Below are 23,265 nucleotides of genomic sequence, written 5' to 3' on the forward strand. Positions count from 1 at the left end.
CTCCGATGAATTTTTCCCAATTCTTCATTTCACGGCCGATCTTCGCAGCGGTGCTGTCGCTGCTGATCCTGATCGCCGGCGCCATCTCACTGTTCCAGTTGCCAATCAGCGAATACCCGGAAGTCGTGCCGCCGACCGTTGTGGTCCGCGCCAACTTCCCGGGTGCCAACCCTAAAGTCATCGGTGAAACCGTGGCCGCTCCTTTGGAGCAAGCCATCACCGGCGTCGAGAACATGCTGTACATGTCCTCGCAGTCCACCGCTGACGGCAAGATCACCCTGACCATCACCTTCGCACTGGGCACTGACCTGGACAACGCGCAGGTGCAGGTACAGAACCGGGTAACCCGTACCGAGCCGAAACTTCCAGAAGAAGTGACGCGCATCGGTATCACCGTCGACAAGGCTTCGCCCGACCTGACCATGGTTGTGCACTTGACCTCGCCGGACAAACGCTACGACATGCTCTACCTCTCCAACTACGCCCTGCTCAACATCAAGGATGAGCTGGCGCGTCTGGGCGGTGTTGGTGATGTGCAGTTGTTCGGCATGGGCGATTATTCGCTGCGCGTCTGGCTCGATCCGAACAAGACCGCTTCACGCAACCTGACCGCCACCGACGTGGTGAGCGCGATTCGTGAGCAGAACCGTCAAGTGGCAGCCGGTGCACTGGGTGCTCCACCGGCGCCGAACGCCACCGCTTTCCAGCTGTCGGTCAACACTCAAGGTCGTCTGGTTTCTGAAGAAGAGTTCGAGAACATCATCATTCGCTCCGGCGATAACGGTGAAATCACTCGCCTGAAAGACATTGCCCGCGTTGAACTGGGTTCCAGCCAATACGCCCTGCGTTCGTTGCTGAACAACCAACCGGCGGTGGCGATCCCGATCTTCCAGCGCCCTGGTTCCAACGCGATCGAAATCTCCAACGAAGTGCGCGACAAGATGGCCGAGCTGAAGAAGAACTTCCCGGAAGGCATGGACTTCAGCATCGTCTATGACCCGACGATCTTCGTTCGCGGCTCCATCGAAGCCGTTGTTCACACCCTCTTCGAAGCACTGATTCTCGTTGTGTTGGTGGTGATTCTGTTCCTGCAAACCTGGCGCGCCTCGATCATTCCATTGGTAGCCGTGCCGGTGTCGCTGATCGGCACGTTCGCGGTGATGCACTTGTTCGGCTTCTCGTTGAACGCCCTGTCGCTGTTCGGGTTGGTACTGGCGATCGGTATCGTGGTGGACGACGCCATTGTGGTGGTGGAGAACGTGGAGAGGCACATCGAGCTGGGAGAAACGCCCGTAGAAGCCACCAAGAAAGCTATGCGAGAGGTGACCGGGCCGATCATCGCGACGGCGCTGGTGCTGTGTGCGGTATTTATCCCGGCGGCGTTCATTTCCGGACTCACCGGCCAGTTCTACAAACAGTTTGCCCTGACCATTGCCATCTCGACCGTGATCTCGGCGTTCAACTCGCTGACACTGTCCCCTGCCCTGGCCGCTGTGCTGCTCAAGAGCCACGATGCGCCGAAAGATCGCTTTACCAAAGTGCTTGATAAACTATTGGGCGGTTGGCTGTTCCGTCCGTTCAACCGGTTCTTCGAACGCGCCAGCCATGGCTATGTCGGCACCGTAGCCCGGGTTATCCGCAGCAGCGGTATTGCCCTGCTGTTGTACGCAGGCCTGATGGTGCTGACCTTCTTCGGTTTCGCCCACACCCCGACAGGTTTCGTACCCGGCCAGGACAAACAATACTTGGTGGCCTTCGCGCAACTGCCGGACGCTTCGAGCCTGGACCGTACCGAAGACGTGATCAAACGCATGTCCGACCTGGCCCTGAAACAGCCAGGCGTGGAAAGCGCCGTGGCCTTCCCGGGCCTGTCGATCAACGGCTTCACCAACAGTCCTAACGCCGGCATCGTGTTCGTGACCCTGAAGCCGTTCGACGAGCGTAAAGACCCGAGCATGTCGGCCGGTGCAATTGCCGGTGCCTTGAACGGTCAGTACGCCGGGATTCAGGAAGCTTACATGGCGATCTTCCCGCCGCCGCCAGTACAGGGTCTGGGCACCATCGGTGGTTTCCGCCTGCAGATCGAAGACAAGGGCAACCTCGGCTACGACGAGCTGTACAAAGAAACCATGAACATCATCAACAAAAGCCACAATGTGCCGGAACTGGCCGGCCTGTTCACCAGCTACACCGTGAACGTGCCGCAGGTCGATGCCGCCATCGACCGGGAAAAAGCCAAGACTCATGGCGTGGCTGTCAGTGACATCTTCGACACCCTGCAGATCTACCTGGGTTCGCTGTATGCCAACGACTTCAACCGCTTCGGTCGTACCTACCAGGTCAACGTTCAGGCTGAACAACAGTTCCGTCTTGAACCGGACCAGATCGGTCAGCTGAAAGTGCGCAACAACAAAGGCGAGATGATCCCGCTGGCGACCTTCATCAAGGTCAGCGACACCTCGGGGCCGGACCGCGTAATGCACTACAACGGCTTCATCACCGCTGAAATCAACGGCGCCGCCGCCCCAGGCTACAGCTCTGGCCAGGCCGAAAAAGCCATCGAGAAACTGCTCAAGGATGAACTTCCGAACGGCATGACCTACGAATGGACCGACCTGACCTACCAGCAGATTCTGTCCGGCAACACTGCGCTGTTCGTGTTCCCGCTCTGCGTGCTGCTGGCGTTCCTGGTACTCGCGGCTCAGTACGAAAGCTGGAGCCTGCCACTGGCGGTGATCCTGATCGTACCGATGACCTTGCTGTCGGCCATTACCGGTGTGATTGCTTCGGGTGGTGACAACAACATCTTCACCCAGATCGGCTTGATCGTACTGGTGGGACTTGCGTGTAAGAACGCGATCCTGATCGTCGAGTTTGCCAAGGACAAACAGCAGGACGAAGGCATGAGCCCGCTCGCTGCGGTGCTGGAAGCTTGCCGACTGCGTCTGCGGCCGATCCTGATGACCTCCTTCGCGTTCATCATGGGTGTCGTGCCTCTGGTGTTCTCCAGCGGTGCCGGTGCCGAAATGCGTCATGCCATGGGTGTGGCGGTGTTCTCCGGGATGCTCGGGGTGACCTTCTTCGGTCTGTTGCTGACGCCGGTGTTCTACGTATTGATTCGCAACTTTGTGGAGCGCGGTGATAAGCGCAAAGCGGCCAAGGCGCTGAATCTTCAAAAGCAACTGGAGTCGCAACAATGAGCTTGAAAGCCTTTCTTCCGAGCCTGCTGGTACTGGCCCTGAGTGCCTGTGCCGTCGGCCCGGACTACAAGACCCCTGCGACTGAACCAGCCCATATCACCACCGCTACCGATGGCGCTGCCGGCCAGAAAAACTTCGACCGTTCGCACTTCGAAGGCATCTGGTGGCAGCAGTTCGAAGACCCGACCCTTAATCAGTTGGTGACTCAATCCCTGCAAGGCAACCGTGATTTGCGCGTGGCCTTCGCCCGCTGGAAAGCGGCTCGGGCGATTCGCGACGACATCAGCAATGACGCCATGCCAACCATCACCAGCCGGGCCAGCAGCGACCTGGGCAAGGGGCAAATCCCAGGCCAGACCACCAAACGGGTCAACAGCGAACGCTATGACCTGGGCCTGGACATGGCGTGGGAAATCGACCTGTTTGGCCGTATCCAGCGCAACCTGGAATCGGCCAACGCCGAACAGCAAGCCATCGAGGCCGACCTGTACCAACTGCAAGTCACCATGATTGCCGAACTGGTGGATTCCTACGGTCAGTTGCGCGGTGCCCAACTGCGCGAAAAAATCGCCCTGGCGAACCTGGAGAACCAACAGGAGTCGCGCAAGATCACCATCAGCCTGCGTGATGCCGGCGTGGGCGATCAGCTGGATGTGGAGCGCGCCGACGCGCGCCTGGCGTCCGTCGAAGCCAGCGTGCCGCAATTGCAGGCCGAACAGGTTCGGCAGAAAAACCGTATCGCCACCCTGCTGGGTGAGCGCCCGGACAAGCTGACGGTCGACCTGAGTCCCAAGAACCTTCCGGCAATCGCCAAAGCGCTGCCAATTGGTGATCCCGGTCAACTGCTGCAACGTCGTCCGGACATCCTCAGCGCCGAGCGCAAACTGGCGTCTGCCACCGCCCGTGTCGGCGTGGCCACGGCTGATTTGTTCCCACAGGTCAGCCTCAGCGGCTTCCTCGGTTTTACGGCAGGACGCGGTTCGCAAATCGGTTCCTCGGCCGCCAATGCCTGGGCACTGGGCCCAAGCATCACCTGGGCCGCGTTTGACCTGGGCAGTGTAAAGGCCCGTATTCGCGGTGCGGATGCGGATGCGGAAGGCGCGCTGGCCAGCTACGAGCAGCAAGTGCTGTTGGCACTGGAAGAGTCGGAAAACGCGTTCAGCGATTACGGCAAGCGTCAGCAACGCTTGATCTCACTGATTCGTCAGAGCGAGTCGAGCCGCGCCGCCGCCGACCTGGCCGAAATTCGCTATCGCGAAGGCGGTACCGACTTCCTCGTTCTGCTGGACGCTCAGCGCGAGCGACTGGCGGCGGAAGACACCCAGGCACAGGCCGAAACCGAGCTGTATAGCGGCATTGTCGCGATTTACAAAGCCCTTGGCGGTGGCTGGCAACCGGAAACAGTCGCCAGCAAGTAAGTTGTTAAAGAGCTCCTTTGGTTGGTCGCAACCAACCAGTTTTTTAGCCCCGCGTCTCATTCGGTCGCGGGGCTTTTTTTCGCCTGCTGATCCTCCAACCCACCACAATTCCCCTGTGGGAGCGAGCCTGCTCGCGAAGACGCCGGCACATTCAACATCAATGTCGCCAGAGACTCTGCTTTCGCGAGCAGGCTCGCTCCCACATGGCTTAGTGGGTTGCCTTGTCATTGCGGTTTTCGCGGACGGTTACGGTGGCGGTTGTGCCGGCGCGCAAGAGGTTTTTGCCGGCATAGTCATCATCAATCTTTATCCGTACCGGCACCCGTTGCGCCAGTTTGACCCAGGTGTAGCTGGGGTTGATGTTGGCCAGCAAGCGGCCACCGGGCAGGTTTTCCCGGTCGGCGATCGCGAAAGCGATGCTTTGCACGGTGCCGCCAAAGCTTTCGCCGCTCATCAATTCGATGTCGACCCGGTCGCCTTCTGCGATTCGCGGCAACTTGGTCTCTTCAAAGTAACCGCTGACATAAAACGAATCGCTGTCCACCAGTGCCAACAACGGGCCGCCGGCGGTGGCGTAGTCGCCCTGACGGGTCAGCAGGTTGGTGACAAAACCGGTGACGGGCGATTCGACGCGCGTGCGTTGCAAGTCCAGTTCGGATTGGGTCAATGCCGCGATGGCCAGTTGCACGTTGGCCTCGGCCAATACCAGGATGGCCTGGTTACGCAGCAGATCGGCCTGAGCCACAGACACCTCCGTGCTGGCTTTTTCCCATTCCTCGCCAGAGACGGCCGAGCGTTCTTTCAGCGTGCGCCGGCGTTGTTCCTCGCTCTGCCGCTGTTTGAGCAATGCTTCGCTGGCCACAATCGACGCCTGCGACTGCCCGAGTGAAGCTTTCGCCACTTCCACCGAGCGTTTGGAACGATCCACTGCCAGGGTGTAGCGGGCCGGGTCGATTTCCAGCAGCAACTGGCCTTTCTCAACATGCTGGTTGTCTTGTACACCCAGTTTGACGATGCGCCCCGAGACATCGGCAGACAGCGTCACCACGTCAGCGCGAACCCGTGCATCCCGGGTCCATGGGGCCCGGGTGTAATGCTCCCAGGCAAACCAGCCAAGAATGAACGCCAGCAACACAACGACCAGTGTGGCGAGTCGGGGAAGGTATTTCTTCAAGGCATCAAGCTCCCATTACCAGAATCAGCGTCGCGCACACGCAGGCATACAATGCGCCCTCGAACAAAGCTTCATGCCAGACGAAACGCAGCACGCCGAGGCGGCGCAATCCCCAATCCAGTGCCAGAAAAATCGGCAGCGCCAACAACAGAGCCTGGGCGATGGGCGGCAAGTACACGCCACCCAGTTCAAAATCAATGGGCAAGGGCCGGCACTCCTGTTGCGACGACGGGTTGAAAATATTCGCGATATCGCCGCACGAACGACTCCACGATCAGCAGCGCCACGCGCATTCGGAACACCGACCACAGGTGTTCGTGAACCATCAGGTGCAAATCGTCCAATTCGTCGCCCAGGACGCGCAATTCCCCCAGCAGCCGATCGGCGTCTGTCCCGGGCCGCCCGGCTGCCCATCTTGCGCAATCGCGGACCGCAGCCAACAAACGTTGCTGTTGCTCCGAGCTCAACAAGGTATTGCCCTGCCCCTGTTGCCTGAGCTGGTTCAATGCAACGCCCAGGGCCATGCACCCGAGGCTGACCTGAAATAATTCGCCGGACTGCTTGTCGCTGGTCGCCGGCAGTAACCCCAGCATCATGGTCAGTCGATCGACCATGCGGCTTTCGAAGGCAAATTGCTGTTCATCGGTGGCCGGCGTCTTCATCAAGGCGTAGACCTGCTCAGCGTTTTCCTTGAACAGCCGGCGAATCCGCAGAACGGGCCGGAACGGGAAGATCAAGGCGAAGACGCTCAATGCCAGGACCGTTGCGCTGATATAGCCACCGGCAAATTCGAACCACTGAGACGCGGTGTTCTGCCCGATACCCACGTTCTGTGGCCCCAACAGTAGAAAGGTCGACAACCCAAGACCGATGCCTGTCCCGGTGGTCGCAGGCGCGGAGAGACCTACCGCGACCGCATACAGCAACGGCGCCAACAACAAGGCCATCAGCTCGAAATCGCTGATCATGGGCACCAGCATGAATTGATAAAGCGCCGACACAATCAACGCCAGGAATAGCCCCCTTGCATAGCTTTGCGCCGCCAGCAGCGGTCTGGGGAACGTTGCCATCAGCGAACAAAGAATCCCGACCAGCACCATCCCGGCTCGCGCTCCGTCCCAGCCGGTCTCGACCCAGATCAGCCCGGCGACCAGCAACGCAGTGAAGGCCCGGATGGCGTTCATCCCCGCCAGGGTGAAATCCAGATGCAGCGGATTCTCCTGCCCCCGGTAGACGCAGCTGGCCTGGCGTTCCTCCTGAATGGCGTCGCTCAGTTCCAGAATCTGTTCCAGTTGCTGTAACAACCGCGCCTGCTCCCAGCGCAGGGCCCACGCCAGCGAGCGCAATGTGGCCGGCATTGTTTCGGTCAGTTGTTCTGCCTTGTAAGCCTGATCATCAAATCGTTGTTGCAACGCCGAAAAATGATGACGAGCATCGGCCGACAGCGAGCGACCCTTTTCGGCCAGTTCATCCAGAAACGTAAGTTCTTCGGCGCGTAAAAGTTGTATTTCCAGAGGTAGATCACCCTTCCAGCGCTCGGCCAGCAACTCACGCTGGTGGCGCAGCGCCGTCAGCCGGGACGTCAGCAACACCAGTTGGTTGCCCAGCAGTTGCACCAGGCCATCGGCGCTACGTAATCGGGGGGCATCGTAATAAAGATGCCGGCGCAATCCTTCAAGGACGCTGATTTCGCCTAACAGCTGCATTTGCCGGCGATGAAAATCGGCCTCGCTCTCTTCGGTTCGAATGACCGCCGCGGCGTGGGTCGCCAGCAACTTGATGACCTGATCGATCTTGGCGAAGTAGCTCCGGGCCACGGTCTCGGGGCGTGCGGTCAGCAGGCTGACGACGCAGACACATGCCACTGCCAGCAGCGTCTCGGTCAAGCGCGTCACCGCCAGCAGGAAGGTGCCGTCCTGATCAGGCACGGCCAATAGTGCAATCACCACCGCCGTGTATCCGCTGAGCACAAACGCCTGGGAACTGGTGTAGCGCAACAGGGTGCCACCGGCGGTGCACAGTGCCAGCCACAGCGCCAGGGTGATGATGAAAGGCAACGGCGCCTGGGGGAAGATCGCCATGATCACGACCGCCGCGACAGCGCCCAGGGTGGTGCCGATGACCTGGCCGAGACTGCGGGCCAGTGCCATGCCGCCCAACGGCTGGCTGACGATGACCACCGCCATGATCGACCACTTGGGTTGATCGAGGTCGAACAGGAAGGCCAGGTACAGGGTCAGCAACCCGGCCACAATGGTTCTCAAGGCAAACAGCAGCACACCGGGCCCGGGGTTCAGGATTGCCTTGAAGTATTGAAGCAGCGGTTGCATGGGAGCACTCTTCGATTCACCTTCAGCAAGCGTAGTCACTGCTTCAAGGCCTCGACAGGTTTCAATGTCGACGGAGCCCGTAGGCAAAATCGTCGACATCGAGCCACCTCAGGATTTGACTCACAGCCCCACCTGACCGAAGCTGACGACCTTTGCAAAAGCTTGCCAGCTCCCGGATTCCTGCATGCCCCAGTCCCGCCGCTACTTGCTCATCAGTCTCTGTGTGCTGTTTGCCCTCGTTATTGCCTGGTTGCTCCTGCGCAGCACAACGCCTGAGGTGCCCGAAGCGATCAAACGCGGTTACAGCGAAGCGTTGACCCAGGCACGCTCCGGTCAGCCGGGGGCCGCACGGGTGCTGTACCAGCAATTGGCTCGCCCTGATCTGTCGCCCAAGCGGCGCATCTGGCTGCATGCCGAACTCCCCAACTACCCTAGCCCGCTGGCGCTGAAACTGGCGGACGCGGACCTGCAACATCCCGATGAAAACGTACGAATCGCTGCGATCAAAAGCATCAGCGGCCTGGTGGCCTCCGGGCAGCGCAGCCTGTTGATCGGCCCGTTGCTCGACGACAGCGTAGAAAGCGTGCGATTTGCAGCGGTCAATACACTGCTGGGACTGTCGCCGGATGACCTGGGCCTGTATTTCGCGCCGCTGGAGCAAGCCATTGACGCCTGGGAACTGGCCCTGAAAAGTCAGCCGCCGAGCGCGCAAAACCAGTACCAATTGGCGCGTCTGCACCTGCACAACGCTGAATTGAAAGAGGCGCAGGCGGCGCTGGAGCGCACATTGCAACTGGACCCCAACAATCTGCCGGCGCTGGTGATGCAGATCGATGTGCTCGACCGGCAAGGTCAAAGCGATGCCGCCCGCCAATTGCTGGCGAAACAGCTGAAAGCGCAACCCGACTCGGCCTACCTGCAACATGCCCTGGGGCTCTGGTTGCTGCACCACGGGCAAAGTGAGTTTGCGGTGCTCGGGCTTTCCAAAGCCGTGGAGCTGGAGCCCGACAACAAGGATTATCGCTACGACCTGGCGACCACCCTGCACCTTGAACAGGAGCTGGAAGCCGCACAGAAACAGCTGCAAGAGATCGTCCAGCGCCACCCGTCCGACCGCAAGGCGCGCGTGCTGCTGATCAATTACTGGAAAGAAAGCGGACAGTTGCAGAACGTGCAGATCCTGTTGGCGCAACTGGAACAGCTCAACCCGGATGACCCCGCGTTGCAGCAAGGGCTTTAATCACCACGAAATTTCGTTGAACCGTCGGCACGGCCAAGGGTCAAGAGAAAAGGCAGTCCAAACAGGCACCTCAAGCCTGCTGTCTCGCTTCCCCTGGTCATGAGAGGGTTTTTCTTGTCTACATCAACCGAGCTGTTCAGTGCAAAAGCCGCCACCGGCATCGAAGGTCTGGATGACATCCTGGCCGGAGGCTTGTCTCGTGGACATGTATTTTTGCTGGAGGGCGAACCCGGTACCGGCAAAACCACCGTTGCTTTGCATTTCCTGTTGGCCGGCGCTCGAGCCGGCGAACGCTCGTTGTACATCACCTTGTCAGAAACCGAGCGTGAGCTGCGTCAAGGCGCGCTGTCCCACGGCTGGGAGCTGGATGAGAACATCCACATCTTCGAGCTGACCCCGCCAGAGAGCCTGCTCAACGCCGAACACCAGCAAAGCCTGCTGTACTCCTCGGACCTGGAACTGGGTGAAGCTACCAAACAGATTTTCGAAGTGGTCGAGCGGGTCAAACCGACGCGCGTGGTGCTCGACAGCCTGTCCGAAATCCGCCTGTTGGCCCAGAGCTCACTGCGTTATCGGCGGCAGATCCTGGCGATCAAACACTACTTTGTGCGTTACGACGCCACTGTGCTGTTGCTGGATGACCTGACCACCGAATCCCTCGATAAAACCGTACACAGCGTCGCGCATGGCGTAATTCGCCTCGAAGAGCTCACACCGAACTATGGCGCCGAACGCCGACGCATCCGCGTGGTGAAATACCGCGGCCAGAAGTATCGCGGCGGCTTTCACGACTTCACCATCATGGGCGACGGCGTGCATGTATTCCCGCGTCTGGTTGCAGCCGAACACCGCGGTGGCTATATCCGCCAACAGTTGACCAGCGGCATCAGGGAAATGGACGCTCTGCTCGGCGGCGGTATCGAGACCGGTTCCAGCACGCTGATCCTGGGGCCGGCCGGTACTGGTAAATCGCTGATCTCGATGATCTTCGCCGCTGCCGCCGTGGCCCGTGGCGAAAAAGCCGCGCTGTTCATTTTCGATGAAGAGCTGGGGCTGCTGTTCGAACGCATGAAAAACATGGGCATCGACCTGCAGGCCCTGCAAGACACCGGCAACCTGCTGATCGAGCAAGTCGACGCAGCCGAACTGTCCCCCGGCGAGTTCTCCCACCGGGTGCGTCGCTGTGTCGATGAGCGTCAAATCAAGACCGTGGTGATCGACAGCATCAACGGCTATCAGGCTGCGATGCCTGAGGAAAACGCGCTGGTGCTGCACATGCACGAGTTGCTGCTGTACCTCAATCGCCGGGGCGCCGCGACGTTCATGACGGTCGCCCAACACGGGCTGGTCGGTGACATGCAAGCGCCGGTCGACATCACGTACTTGGCCGACACGGTGATTTTGTTGCGCTACTTCGAAGCCCTGGGCAAGGTTCGCCGGGCGATCTCGATCATCAAGAAACGCACCGGCAGCCATGAATCAACCATTCGCGAATACCGCATCGGCAGCCGGGGCATGACCATCGGTGAACCTTTGGATGCGTTCCAGGGTGTATTACGCGGCGTGCCGACCTATCTCGGCGCCAGCCAGCCACTGCTCCAGGACGATGTCCGGTGAGTATTGTCGAGGCGATGTCCGAGCGCGCGATCATCCTCGCGCCCTTGGGACGCGACAGCCAGATTGCGCTGATGATGCTCAACGAGGCGGGATTCGAGGGCATTGTCACCCGGGATCTGGTGGCACTGTGCGGCGAGTTGGTCAAAGGTGCGGGTCTGCTGCTGATTTCTTCGGAAGCCCTGATGGGCTGTGATCTTGACCCTCTACGGGGTCTGATCGAACAGCAACCCGCCTGGTCCGACCTGCCGATCGTCTTGCTGACCCACCACGGCGGCCCGGAGCAAAACCCGGCATCGCGACTGGGTCCGCAATTAGGCAACGTCACCTTCCTTGAGCGCCCTTTCCATCCGGTAACCTTGATCAGCCTCGTCACCACCGCATTGCGCGGCCGTCGACGACAGTACGAAGCCAGGGACCGATTGATCGATCTGAGCCAAAGTGAACTGCGCCTGCAAAACACCCTGGAAACCCTCGAACAACAAGTCGAGGAACGCACCGCACAGTTGCGCCACAACGAAGAAGCCCTCAGACAATCCCAGAAGATGGAAGCGGTCGGCCAGCTTACCGGCGGCATTGCCCACGACTTCAATAACATGCTGACCGGCATCATCGGCAGCCTTGAGTTGCTGCGCCGGCGCCTCGCAAGAGGACGCACCGAGGACCTCGACGGCTTGATCGACCTTGGCGTGACCTCGGCCAACCGCGCCGCCGGCCTGACTCATCGGCTGCTGGCGTTTTCGCGCCGTCAGTCACTCGATTCCAAACCGGTGGAAATGAACACCCTCGTGGTGTCCATGGGCGAACTGCTGCAACGCAGCATCAATGAAAGTATTCATCTGGACATGCAGTTGAGCGATGACTTGTGGGTGGCCGAGGCCGACCCCAATCAACTCGAAAGCGCCCTGCTCAACCTCGTGCTCAACGCCCGCGATGCCATGCCCGAAGGCGGCACGCTGGTGGTCAACACGTCCAATCAAAAAATCGACTCGGGGTTCGTTGCGGCCCAAGGCAATCTACTGCCCGGTGATTACGTGGTGCTGCGCGTTACCGACACCGGCTGCGGAATGCCGGAAAGCACCATCAGCCGCGCCTTTGACCCGTTCTTTACGACGAAGCCGATTGGTCAGGGCACCGGGTTGGGGTTGTCGATGATTTACGGGTTCAGCAAGCAGTCCCACGGTCACGTCACGATCGACAGCGAAGTGGGTCAAGGGACGTCGGTGAGTGTGTATTTGCCGCGTTACAGTGGCGACCTGGCCGAGGAAAACCTGATCGACATCCAGCAGGCGCCTTACGCGCAGGACGGTGAAACCGTGCTGATTGTCGAAGACGACCCGGCAGTTCGCGTGCTGGTCAGTGCCGTCTTGAGTGAGCTGGGTTACGCCTTCGTCGAGGCCGGTGACGCTGACAGCGCGGTGCCGATTCTCGACTCTGCGCAGCGGATTGATCTATTGATCAGCGATGTCGGGCTGCCGGGCATGAACGGCCGGCAACTGGCGGAAATCGGTCGGCAGTATCGGCCTGACCTGAAGGTGCTGTTCATCACCGGTTATGCCGAACACGCGGCTGTGCGCGGAGGGTTTCTGGACCCCGGCATGCAGATGATCACCAAGCCCTTCACCTTTGACCTGCTGACGGCCAAGGTGCGGGAGATGATCAGTATCTGATGCGCCCCGAGGGCCTATGGCGAAGAGCTCAGGACAGCATTTGCTGCATGAGTTCTTGCAGTTCATCCAGGTCGAACGGTTTGTCCAGGATCGGCGCTTTTTTGGTGATAGGGCTGTCCGTCTCGCGGACTTCCTGCGCATAGCCGCTGATAAAAATCACTTTGAGTTCCGGTCGCAGTTTCACTGCGGGCTCGGCGATCTGCACGCCGGAAATCCCGCCGGGCAGGCGAAAGTCGGTGATCATCATGTCCAGGTGCGGCTTGCTCGCCAGAATTTCAAAGGCCTGCTCGCCGTTTTCGGCTTGCAGCACCCGGTAACCTTCACCCGACAAGTAAGCGGACAACACCATCAGAATCGAGGGGTCATCCTCGACAATGAGTACTACATCTTGCGCATCTTCACTCATGGGAAGCCTTTGTTCGGTCAATAGCTGCTGATACGACCGTGGGGTCGCTCAGAGGTTGCGTTTATCTGGCTCATTTCCTAAAGCGGCAGACAAACGCGAAATAGAGCGCCTTCGTTGATTTTGCTCTCGACGGCGATGGAACCGCCATGGGCGGCGATAATTTGCTCGGAAATAAACAGCCCAAGGCCCAGCCCCGCAACCACGGTCTTGGCGGAAACACGCTCGAACTGTTGAAAAATACGCTTCTGGTTTTCTTCACTGATGCCGATCCCTTGATCCTGCACCTCAACCCGCGCCTGACCGTCCTGTACGTAAACCCGCACATCAATCTGGCTTTTGCCACCATAACGCAAGGCGTTGGTGAGCAGATTTGAAATCACTTGCTCGATGCGAAATTCATCCCAGTTGCCGACCACTGGCTGCTCGGCAGTAAAGCGCGTGGAACACTCGGCGGCCTCGACTTGTGGCTTGAAGTTATCCAGCAGGTTGCTGACCAGTTGCACCAGGTCAAATCGGCTCGGACGGATCGACAGCTTGCCGGTGCGAATGCGCGACACATCGAGCATGTCTTCGATCAGGCGGATCAGGCTTTTGATCTGCCGCTCGTCACGGTCGACCATGGCGTGCATCTTGTCCAGGGTGAACGCCGAGGCGTTATCCCGGGCCAAGTGCATCTTGCGCAACTGGGTTTCGAGAATCAGGCCATTGAGCGGCGTGCGCACTTCATGGGCGACAATCGACATGAAGTCATCGCGCATGCGCACCGCTTGCTCCAGCTCCAGTTGAGTACTCTGCAATTGCTTGAGCAACGCTTCCTGCTCGCGGCGGCTCTGCTCCAGCGCTTCAACCTGCTGCTTCATCGCTTTGCTCTGGCGATACAGGTCGACGAACACATTGACCTTGCTCTTCACCGCATGAATGTCCAACGGCTTGTGCAGGAAGTCCACCGCGCCGCTTTCGTAGCCTTTGAACGCGTAGTTCAACTCCCGGCCGGCAGCGCTGACGAACACAATCGGGATGTTTTTGGTTTTTTCCGTGCCGCGCATCAATTCGGCCAGCTCGAAGCCGTTCATGCCGGGCATCTGTACGTCGAGAATCGCCATGGCGAATTCGTGCTGCAGCAGCAACGACAAGGCTTCATCGGCGGACAAGGCTTTGTAGACCATGCGGTCTTCACGCTTGATCAGCGCTTCGAGCGCCAGCAGGTTCTCCGGCAGATCGTCGACGATCAGCAGTTTGGCTTGGATGTTACTTAGCATGCTATTCGTTCCAGCTCGACAAGCAGACGGCCGATGCCGCAGATAGGGAGAATATGGTCTGGCTCATGAATATCCAGCGCCGCCTGGGGCATGGTCGCGACCTGCGCCTCATTCGGGTCCTGCACGATGGTCATTCCACCGCGACCTTTAACGTGAGACAGACCTCGGGCGCCGTCACGGTTGGCCCCGGTCAGCAACACAGCGGCCAAGGCTGAACCGTAGGTATCGGCAGCGGACTCGAACAGGTAATCGATGGCGGGTCGCGAATGGTGGACGCGATCTTCCAGGCTCAACGAGAAGCTGCGGTCATGCTCCACCGACAAGTGATAACCGGGGGTGGCGAAATACAAAGTGCCGGCTTCAATCCGGGTTTTATCGCTCGCTTCCCGAACAGGCATCGAGACCCGGCGTGCAAACACTTCGGCCAACAGGCTGCGACGCTCGTCGGGCAGGTGCAACACGACAATGATCGGCAGCGCGAAGCCTTCGCGCAGAGGGCTGAGAAGCGTGAGCAACGCCTCTACGCCGCCGGCCGAAGCGCCGATCACGATGGCTTCAATTGAAGGAACAGCTGCAGCGTCGTTCATGATTTACGGTAGATCCGTTCTTGTTTGACCAGTGGCTCGAACTGGTTGCCAAAGGCCGAAAAATCCGGTGTTTCCTTACTGCCGAGCACCAGGAATCCGCGATGGCACAGGGACTCATGAAACAATCCAAACGCACGATCCTGAAGTTTTTTATTGAAATAGATCAAAACGTTACGACACGAAATTAATTGAGTCTCTGAGAAGACGCTATCCGTCGCCAGACTGTGGTCGGCGAAGGTCACGTTCTCGCAAAGGCTCTTGTCGAAAATGGCGTAGCCATAGGCCGCTGTGTAGTAATCGGCGAAAGAGCACTGGCCACCTGCCTGCTGGTAATTAGCAGTGTAGGCGCGGACATTCTCCATGGAGAAAATCCCTTGCCTGGCCTTGTCCAGCGAGCGCGGGTTGATGTCGGTGGCATAAATGATGGTGCGGTCCAGCAAGCCTTCTTCGCGCAGCAGAATCGCCATCGAATAGACCTCCTCACCGGTACTGCACCCGGCAATCCAGATCTTGATCGATGGATAGGTCTTGAGCAGCGGCACCACTTCGTTGCGGATCGCGAGGAAGTGCGAAGGGTCGCGGAACATCTCGCTGACCGGGATCGTCAGCAGTTGCAGCAACTGCATGAATGCCGTCGGGTCGTGCAGCACCTTTTCCTGCAAGGCCGAGATGGTATTGCACTCGAATTGAACCAGCGCATGATTCACCCGGCGCTTGATCGAAGCGCCGGAGTAGTCGCGAAAGTCGTAGCTGTACTTGAGGTAAATCGCCTCGATCAACAAGCGCAATTCGATGTCGCTGTTTCGCTCCACGGAATAAATGCCTTCCACTAAATGCGTTCCATCTTCGGTAACCACACACGAATCAGCGAGAACAGGCGGTCCAGGTCGATGGGCTTGGCCAGGTAATCATTGGAGCCGGCCTGCAGGCAGCGCTCCTGATCGTCCTTCATGGCCTTGGCCGTCACCGCAATGATCGGCAGCTTGCGCCAGCGCGGGTCCTTGCGGATCTCGATAGTGGCTTCGAAGCCATCCATCTCCGGCATCATCACGTCCATCAACACCAGATCGATGTCCTCGACTTCATTCAACCTTTCAATCGCTTCACGACCGTTTCGGCCGATGACCACGACTGCGCCCTTTTGCTCCAGTGCACTGGTGAGGGCGAAGATGTTGCGTACATCGTCGTCCACCAGCAGCACTTTGCGACCCTCGAAGACCTTGTCGCGGCTGCGCGCGGTCTTGAGCATCCTCTGCCGGTCATGGGACAACTTCGATTCGACTTTGTGCAGAAAAAGTGTGACCTCATCCAGCAAACGCTCAGGCGAGCGCGCGCCTTTGATAATGATCGAGCGCGAATACTTGCGCAGTTCGGTCTCTTCATCGCGGGTCAGGTTGCGCCCGGTGTAGACAATCACCGGCGGGAACGAGCAGATGTCTTCGGTGGACATGCGCTTGAGCAAGTCATTGCCGAGCATGTCCGGCAGTTTCAGGTCGATGATCATGCAATCGAAAATCGTCGTGCGCAGCAGGTCCAACGCGTCCTGAGCCAGGCCTACCGCCGTGATTTCGATGTCCTCGTCGCCAATCAGCCGGGCAATGCTGTCGCGCTGCAGATCGTCGTCTTCCACCAACAGCACGCGCTTGACCTTCTGGGTCAGCTTGGCTTCGAGGCGGGCGAACACATCCTTGAGTTCTTCGCGAGTCGTCGGCTTGACCGCGTAACCGATGGCGCCCATGTGCATGGCTGCCTCGACCCGGTCTTCAACGGAAATCACGTGAACCGGGATGTGTCGGGTTTCGGCGTGCTCTTTCAAACGCTGCAACACGGTCAGCCCGGAGTGATCCGGAAGGCGCATATCCAGCAGAATGGCGTCGGGAATGAATTCCTTGGCCAGGTCATAGCCTTCGTCGGCCCCGTGGGCGACCAGGCACTGATAGCCCAGCTCATGCGCGAGGTCGAAAAGAATGTTGGCAAAATTCGGCTCATCCTCAACGATCAGAATGCAGCGCGTCTTGAACGGCGCCTGACCGCGGTCGTCGTTGAAACGAGGAATATCAACCGGGGCAACCAGTGGCGCCAACGCTGCCGGTGCCGCGCGGTGGCTGATTGCGACGGGTGACGCCTTCATCGGCTCGACAGGCTCGTCGCCCGGTTCGACGTATTGCTGAGGCAACACCAGCGTGAACACACTGCCCTGCCCCGGCTCACTGCTGACGCTGATCGAACCACCGAGCAACGCGGCCAGGTCCCGGGAAATCGACAAGCCCAGGCCGGTGCCGCCGTAACGGCGATTGGTGGTGCCGTCAGCCTGGCGGAACGCTTCGAAAATGCCTTCCTGCTGGTCTTCGGCGATGCCGATGCCCGAGTCGCGGATGATGAAGGCCACGCCATCATTCGGTTGCCCTGCCACGGTGAAGCTGACCGAGCCCTTCTCGGTGAATTTCACCGCGTTCGACAGCAGATTCTTGATCACCTGCTCCAGACGCTGGCGGTCGGTGAAAAGTATCTTCGGCGCACCGGGTTGCAACTCAAGGTGAAAGTCGAGGTGCTTGTCCGCCGCCATCGGCTCGAACATCCCGCGCAAGCCGTCGACCAGACGTTCGACGCTGACGTTCTCCGGACGCATCTCCAGCTTGCCGGCCTCGACCTTGGAAATGTCGAGGATGTCGTTGATCAGGTTGAGCAAGTCATTACCGGCGGAATAAATCGACTCGGCGAATTTCACCTGCTCGGCGCTGAGGTTTTCCTGAGGGTTTTCGGCGAGCAATTTGGCCAGGATCAACGAGCTGTTCAGCGGCGTGCGCAGTTCGTGAGACATGTTGGCGAGGAACTCGGATTTGTACTTGCTGGAGCGCTGCAGCTCCAGGGCACGGTCCTCAAGCTGCACCTGAGCCAGGTTCAGCTCGGTGTTCTTCTGATCCATGGCATCGCGCTGGTCTGCGAGGATCTGCGCCTGCTCGGCGAGTTGCTCGTTGGTCTGCTCAAGCTCCACCTGCTGGGTTTCCAGGTGCGCCTGAGACTCCTTGAGAATCCGCGACTGTTCTTCGAGTTCTTCGTTGGCGGTCTTGAGCTCTTCTTGCTGAACTTGCAGCTCTTCATTGAGCTGCTGGGTTTCGCCGAGCACTTCCTGCAAACGTTGGCGATAGCGCGCAGCTTCGATGGAGGTGCCGATGTTGCCGGCAATCAACTCAAGCAACTCGATGTCACGATCATTCAGCGGGCGCAGGAAGCCCAGTTCGATCACCCCGTTGACCCGGTCGTCGTCACTGGTTGGCACTACGAGCACGCTGTGCGGCAGGCCTTCGCCGAGGCCGGAACTGACCTTGAAGTAATCACTCGGAACGTGATCCAGACGAATCAGGCGAGCCTGGCTCGCGACCTGGCCGACAATGCCTTCATCGCTGTAAATCTGCTGATCGCGCTCCTCCTGCTCACGGGAGAAACCATAAGAAGCAATGCGCTTGAGGCCGCCGTGTTCTTCTCGAACATAAATGGCGGCGACGGCGGTGCCCAGGTACTGCGCGCAGAACTGCAGAATGTTGCGCCCCAGGAGATTGAGGCTCAACTGCCCCAACACTTGTTCGGCGAGTTCTGTCTGGCCATTACGCAGCCACGCCTGCTGCTCCAGGCGCCGGGCGCTGGCTTGTTGCGCCGCAAGGTTGGCGCTGTAGTTTTGCGAAAGGTTGAGCAGATCGCGACGGCCAATGTAAGCCAGCAAGGCACTGATGCCGGCGACGAACAGCAGGTACAGGGCGATGCTCCAGATCGTGGTACGGCGCACGTCATCGTTGCGCGTGGCGCGCAACTGTTGCTCCATGTCGATCACGTCTTCGAACTGCTTGCGAATTTCATCCGTCAGCCGCTTGCCACGCCCGGCCTTGACCGCGCCACGGTAATCGCCGCTGCTACGCTGCAAATCGATCATCGATTGCGCATAAGTCGCCCACTCGGTCTGCAACGCCTGCAGGCGACGCAAACGATCGGTCTGCGTCGGGTTGTCCGCAGTGAGTTCGAGTAAGGTACTGATCGCGACCGCTACTCTCGGCTTGGCTGTTTCGTAAGGTTCAAGAAAGTGGTCGTCGCCGGTCAGCAGGTAACCGCGCATGCCGGTTTCCAGATCGATGGTCAGCTTGGCCGCTTCATTGGCGTTATTGATCACCCGGTCGGTGTGCTCGACCCACTGGATTACCGACAACAGATAAGTGATCAGCGAAACAAAAAATACTGCGCTGATGACACCGACGCCCAATGGAAGGCTGACGTTGCGGCTCAGGAGTTTGCGGAATCGTTGCTCATCAACCGAAGACGCAGTGGTCATGTGGAGGCCTTGTCGAACTGTTCGAAATGATGGAGTTTGCCCCAAACAGGGCGTGTTGATCCAATTTTCTGCCACGTATCAGGGTAATTCCCCGCATTTAGCTGCGCGAGCGCGAAGGGAGCGGTTATCCTTGCCGTCTTGTACAGCTATTCTTTTTTGCACAACGCTGGGAACTTGTCGGGATCCGCCACTTACTCATGCAAGAGCCCGGTGATTTCTATCGACCGGCACCCTGAATCCAATCTTTGTGAGTAACCACTATGTCCACCGAGGCCTCCATCATTTTAGTAGTCGAAGACGATGCCATCGTGCGCATGCTGATCGTTGACGTGCTGGAGGAGCTGGAGTTCAAAGTTCTTGAGGCGGATGGCAGCGAACAGGCACTGGAATTTCTCAACGATGAAGATCAATACATCGATTTGATGATGACCGATGTCGGTCTGCCCGTGATGGACGGCCGGGAACTGGCCATCCAGGCGCGGATGCTGCGCCCTGAACTACCGATCCTGTTCGCCAGCGGTTATGCCGAAAGCATTGATGTACCTGCCGGCATGCACGTGATCGGCAAACCGTTCTCGATTGATCAGCTGCGGGACAAGGTCAAGGGCATGCTCGCCTGACTTCTTCGTACTACTTCTCAGTACTGCCCCTCTCCATTACCCGCACCAAGGAATACCCGTTAATGAGTCAGCCCCGCGCAACCAAAGTTCTGGTTATTGGTTACGTTTGGCCCGAGCCCCGCTCTTCAGCGGCCAGCGGGCATGTCATGCAAATCCTCGATACGTTCTTGCAGCAAGGTTGGGACATCACGTTCAGCAGCCCGGCCGGCACCGGTGAACACCGGGCGGACCTGACGTCGCTGGGTATCCGTGAAGTCGCCATCGAGTTGAACAACAGCAGCTTCGATGAATTCATCACTGAGTTGGCACCGGATATCGTGCTGTTCGATCAGTTCATGATGGAGGAGCAGTTTGGCTGGCGCGTCGAAAAACATTGCCCCGACGCGTTGCGCGTGCTCGAAACCTCCGATTTGCAAAGTCTGCGTCATGCCCGGCATCAACGACTGAAAGACCGACTGAAAGACCGTGACGACGCCAATGACTTCCGCGAGTTGTTTGCCCCTGCATTGCGTGAAGAGTTCGAGTTGATGGCCGATACAGACCTGGCCAAACGCGAGATTGCCGCGCTGTACCGCTGCGATTTGAACCTGATGATCTCCGAAGTGGAAATCGAGTTGCTGGTCGAGCAGTTCAAACTACCGCGCAACTTGCTGCACTGGTGTCCGCTGATGGTCGATCTGCCGAATTCGTCGCCAACGCCGTTTGCAGACAGGGCGCATTTTTTGAGTATCGGCAACTTTCGCCATGCGCCGAACTGGGACGCGGTGCTCTGGATGAAAACCACGCTCTGGCCATTGATTCGCGAGCAACTGCCCACGGCGCAATTGCACATCTATGGCGCTTACACGCCACCCAAGGCCACCGCGCTTCATAACCCGGCGCAGGGCTTTCATGTGATGAACTGGGCTGAAGATGCCTTGCAAGTCATGTCCGCCGCGCGGATTTGCCTGGCGCCGCTGCGGTTCGGTGCAGGGATCAAAGGCAAGATCGTTGACGCCATGCTGTGCGGCACGCCCACGGTCACGACACCCATCGGAGCTGAAGCGATGCATGGCGAACATCTATGGCCCGGCGCAGTGACCCAAACAGCTCAGGCGTTCGCCGACAGCGCGGTTCGACTGTACAAGGATGAGGCACTTTGGACAGACGCCCAATCCCTGGGGCAGACGTTGTTGGCCGATCGTTATCGACAGTCGGAACATGGTCCGGCGCTGATCGAAAAGTTGTTGTATTGCCAAAAAAATCTGACGCAACTTAGAAGGGCTAACTTCACAGGCAGCATGTTGCGTCACCACCACCATAAAAGCACGCAGTATATGGCTCAATGGATTGAAGCGAAGAACCGCAACCCAGTGTAGAGCTTTCTCGACAATAAACATTTTGCACAACCGGGCGTATTGACCACGCCAGACAGGCTCTCTATAAATACGCAGCCGAACATCAACTCGATTAGTTTATGTTCGGCACAACTCTTTCAACTCACCAACTAATGCAAGGATGCATTGAATGGACAGTATTGCTCAAAACAGCTACGCACTTAATAACTGGATGTCCGCTACGCCGGCGATTGATACATTGTCGATGAGTCAATTAACGTTGCCAGGCAGCCATAATGCGGGCAGCGACTGGAAAGCCTCATGGCCACTGATTCCGGGGGCGCACTGGCTGGCCTGCCAACACGATTCGTTCCATACCCAGTTGAAACACGGCGCTCGAGCGCTCGACATTCGCTTGATCTACGACGCCGACGCACCGGGCCTGGGGAAATTCCGCATTCATCACAATGGCTACCGCAACGACCGTACCCTGGGGCACCTTGTCACTGACGTGAGGAGTTTTCTTGTAGAGAACCCCAACGAATTCGTCATCCTCGACTTTCATGAGTTACAGGGCGATGAGTTTGATTTCGTTTACTTCAACAACATGGTGGTGCACTTTCTCGGCGCGCGCATCATCCCTACCCAAAACCGGTCCATGAGCCTGGCCCAGCTGAAAAAAATCAGTCCGCTACAGCGAATCCTGGTCGCGGCCCCTTGGCACAGAGCGCTGGATAAAAACGTGTTTTTTGAACAGATAGAACATAAATGGTCTGGCAACGGCATTACCAATACCGCCGAGCTGGAAAAGCACATTATTGATGTACTGAAATACCCACCGGGAACTTGGGCGCCTTGGTCGCTTTCCGCTACCAGTTATACAGCGCTCGGCGGCCCGGTCGATATTCACGAAAAACTTGATGCCTGGTTTGACCCAACGAAAAGCAACTGGGCGCAGCAGTGCAGCATTATTAATGTCGACTTCATTGACGAGTCCCGACTGGTTTCTTATTGCCGAATGGTCAATCTGACAAAAGCCAGTCAGCGAAAACCTTAGTTTCGATGCCATTAAATGGCTATTTTTGTGCAGGTGTTTCCGTGACTGGCAATACTGCCAGTCACTTCTACGCTGGGTCATGAAAGTCACCCCACGGATGGGGCGAATCAACGACAAGGAAACAGTCATGCCCCGTAACACAACAGTCACGCTCGACAAGCAGAAATGGATGAGCACCGTGCTCGATATAGGTCAGTTGAAGCTGACCGATATTGTGTGGCCTGGCACGCACAACGCCGGGATGGACAAACAAGCGCCCAACTATGAGGTGGTGATCGGCAACTGGACAACCTGCCAGAACGATTCATTTGCCTGGCAATTGGCCAACGGCGCACGGGCATTCGATATCCGGCTCGGTTATACCGCTGGCCCTGAAGCACCGGTTTACTACTTTCATCACAACGGCTTTCAGTCCCACCGCATTCTGGATGAACTGATCGACGCGGTGACGACATTCCTCACTCAGAATCCGGATGAGTTCATCATCTTCGACTTCCATCAATTGGGAGATGCGTCCAGGCCTTTCGATTACCAACAATTCAACGATGTGTTGATGCGACGCCTGGGGTCGCGCCTGATCCCCTCTACCGATGCATTCAGCACTGTGGAACAGCTCAAGCGCGCCAGCTCCCAGCGTCGCATCGTCTTGGCGGCACAGGCGAAACCCGGACTGGACAGTGACTATTTCTGGCCGCAGATTCCTCATAAGTGGAACGGCCGCGCATTCACTGATACCGACGACCTGAAATCACACATCGAGACCACTCTCGCGGGAGCACCTTACGAGACCTTTCTGTGGTCGTTGCCAGCGACCTGCTATTCGTTGCTGGGAGGCCCGCAACACATCAAAGACCAGATCAACGACTGGTTCCACACCACCCGCGATTGGGTGACCCGATGCAGCATCATCAGCACCGATTTCTTTGATGAGTCGGATATTGTCCGCTATTGCTGGAGTGCCACCAGCATGAAGGCGGTTTACGGACACCGGTTGCATGAGCGGGCCTAAGTGAAAGTCGTTGCAGGCTGGCATCGCGGGTGCCAAAAGGGGCA

The 23,265-nt window shown here is 58.3% G+C and carries 17 protein-coding genes; 9 read left to right on the plus strand and 8 right to left on the minus strand.

Annotated elements, in window-relative coordinates:
• Positions 1 to 5: 5 nt before the first annotated feature.
• The gene (locus tag AC07N8_RS05425) at positions 6 to 3,200 is read left to right on the plus strand and encodes an efflux RND transporter permease subunit (RefSeq protein ID WP_493141649.1); all 3,195 of its coding nucleotides are present in this window, start codon (positions 6 to 8) and stop codon (positions 3,198 to 3,200) included.
• Entirely contained in the window at positions 3,197 to 4,618 is a 1,422-nt protein-coding gene (locus tag AC07N8_RS05430) for an efflux transporter outer membrane subunit (RefSeq protein WP_483842024.1), read from the plus strand. Before AC07N8_RS05425 ends, AC07N8_RS05430 begins: the two co-directional genes overlap by 4 nt.
• Positions 4,619 to 4,826: 208 nt before the next feature.
• Here the strand turns inward: AC07N8_RS05430 and AC07N8_RS05435 are convergent, their stop codons facing one another.
• Genes AC07N8_RS05435 through AC07N8_RS05445 form a run of 3 tightly spaced genes read right to left on the minus strand, consistent with a single transcriptional unit; the run spans position 4,827 to position 8,122 of the window.
• Positions 4,827 to 5,792, minus strand: coding sequence for an HlyD family secretion protein (locus AC07N8_RS05435; RefSeq protein WP_483842025.1), 966 nt, complete (start codon positions 5,790 to 5,792; stop codon positions 4,827 to 4,829).
• A 4-nt stretch (positions 5,793 to 5,796) separates the two neighbouring features.
• Entirely contained in the window at positions 5,797 to 5,997 is a 201-nt protein-coding gene (locus AC07N8_RS05440; protein ID WP_007949274.1) for a DUF1656 domain-containing protein, read from the minus strand.
• A complete protein-coding gene (locus tag AC07N8_RS05445) occupies positions 5,987 to 8,122 on the minus strand; it encodes an FUSC family protein (RefSeq protein ID WP_493141645.1) in 2,136 nt (711 codons plus the stop codon). Before AC07N8_RS05445 ends, AC07N8_RS05440 begins: the two co-directional genes overlap by 11 nt.
• A 184-nt stretch (positions 8,123 to 8,306) precedes the next feature.
• On the opposite strand from AC07N8_RS05445, the gene AC07N8_RS05450 reads away from it, so the two are divergent.
• From AC07N8_RS05450 to AC07N8_RS05460, 3 genes are all read left to right on the plus strand, one after another.
• Entirely contained in the window at positions 8,307 to 9,362 is a 1,056-nt protein-coding gene (locus AC07N8_RS05450; RefSeq protein ID WP_493141642.1) for a tetratricopeptide repeat protein, read from the plus strand.
• A 114-nt stretch (positions 9,363 to 9,476) separates the two neighbouring features.
• Positions 9,477 to 10,979: an ATPase domain-containing protein gene (locus AC07N8_RS05455; RefSeq protein WP_483842028.1), complete on the plus strand. Its 1,503-nt coding sequence runs from the start codon at positions 9,477 to 9,479 to the stop codon at positions 10,977 to 10,979.
• A 14-nt stretch (positions 10,980 to 10,993) separates the two neighbouring features.
• Positions 10,994 to 12,646: an ATP-binding protein gene (locus AC07N8_RS05460; RefSeq protein ID WP_493141989.1), complete on the plus strand. Its 1,653-nt coding sequence runs from the start codon at positions 10,994 to 10,996 to the stop codon at positions 12,644 to 12,646.
• A gap of 28 nt (positions 12,647 to 12,674) precedes the next feature.
• On the opposite strand, the gene AC07N8_RS05465 is transcribed toward AC07N8_RS05460, so the two are convergent.
• The 5 genes from AC07N8_RS05465 to AC07N8_RS05485 form a co-directional block, all read right to left on the minus strand.
• On the minus strand, positions 12,675 to 13,052 hold the full coding sequence (locus AC07N8_RS05465; RefSeq protein WP_483842029.1) for a response regulator: 378 nt from the start codon (positions 13,050 to 13,052) through the stop codon (positions 12,675 to 12,677).
• A 77-nt stretch (positions 13,053 to 13,129) separates the two neighbouring features.
• The gene (locus AC07N8_RS05470) at positions 13,130 to 14,311 is read right to left on the minus strand and encodes a hybrid sensor histidine kinase/response regulator (protein WP_493141639.1); all 1,182 of its coding nucleotides are present in this window, start codon (positions 14,309 to 14,311) and stop codon (positions 13,130 to 13,132) included.
• A complete protein-coding gene (locus AC07N8_RS05475; RefSeq protein WP_493141637.1) occupies positions 14,305 to 14,898 on the minus strand; it encodes a chemotaxis protein CheB in 594 nt (197 codons plus the stop codon). Before AC07N8_RS05475 ends, AC07N8_RS05470 begins: the two co-directional genes overlap by 7 nt.
• Positions 14,895 to 15,728, minus strand: coding sequence for a CheR family methyltransferase (locus AC07N8_RS05480; protein WP_483842032.1), 834 nt, complete (start codon positions 15,726 to 15,728; stop codon positions 14,895 to 14,897). Before AC07N8_RS05480 ends, AC07N8_RS05475 begins: the two co-directional genes overlap by 4 nt.
• Complete coding sequence (locus AC07N8_RS05485) at positions 15,728 to 19,219, minus strand: response regulator (protein WP_493141634.1); 3,492 nt, start codon at positions 19,217 to 19,219, stop codon at positions 15,728 to 15,730. Before AC07N8_RS05485 ends, AC07N8_RS05480 begins: the two co-directional genes overlap by 1 nt.
• Before the next feature lie 260 nt (positions 19,220 to 19,479).
• On the opposite strand from AC07N8_RS05485, the gene AC07N8_RS05490 reads away from it, so the two are divergent.
• The 4 genes from AC07N8_RS05490 to AC07N8_RS05505 all read left to right on the plus strand — a co-directional run bounded on the left by AC07N8_RS05490 (position 19,480) and on the right by AC07N8_RS05505 (position 23,221).
• Positions 19,480 to 19,839 (plus strand): response regulator, encoded by a 360-nt coding sequence (locus AC07N8_RS05490; protein WP_483842034.1) that lies wholly within the window; start codon positions 19,480 to 19,482, stop codon positions 19,837 to 19,839.
• A gap of 62 nt (positions 19,840 to 19,901) precedes the next feature.
• A complete protein-coding gene (locus AC07N8_RS05495) occupies positions 19,902 to 21,197 on the plus strand; it encodes a glycosyltransferase (RefSeq protein ID WP_493141632.1) in 1,296 nt (431 codons plus the stop codon).
• 148 nt (positions 21,198 to 21,345) lie between these two features.
• Positions 21,346 to 22,212 (plus strand): phosphatidylinositol-specific phospholipase C domain-containing protein, encoded by an 867-nt coding sequence (locus AC07N8_RS05500; RefSeq protein WP_493141630.1) that lies wholly within the window; start codon positions 21,346 to 21,348, stop codon positions 22,210 to 22,212.
• Positions 22,213 to 22,339: 127 nt separating this feature from the next.
• Positions 22,340 to 23,221, plus strand: coding sequence for a phosphatidylinositol-specific phospholipase C domain-containing protein (locus AC07N8_RS05505; protein WP_493141628.1), 882 nt, complete (start codon positions 22,340 to 22,342; stop codon positions 23,219 to 23,221).
• Positions 23,222 to 23,265 lie beyond the last annotated feature (44 nt).

Source organism: Pseudomonas sp. GW821-FHT10C09, assembly GCF_059415465.1.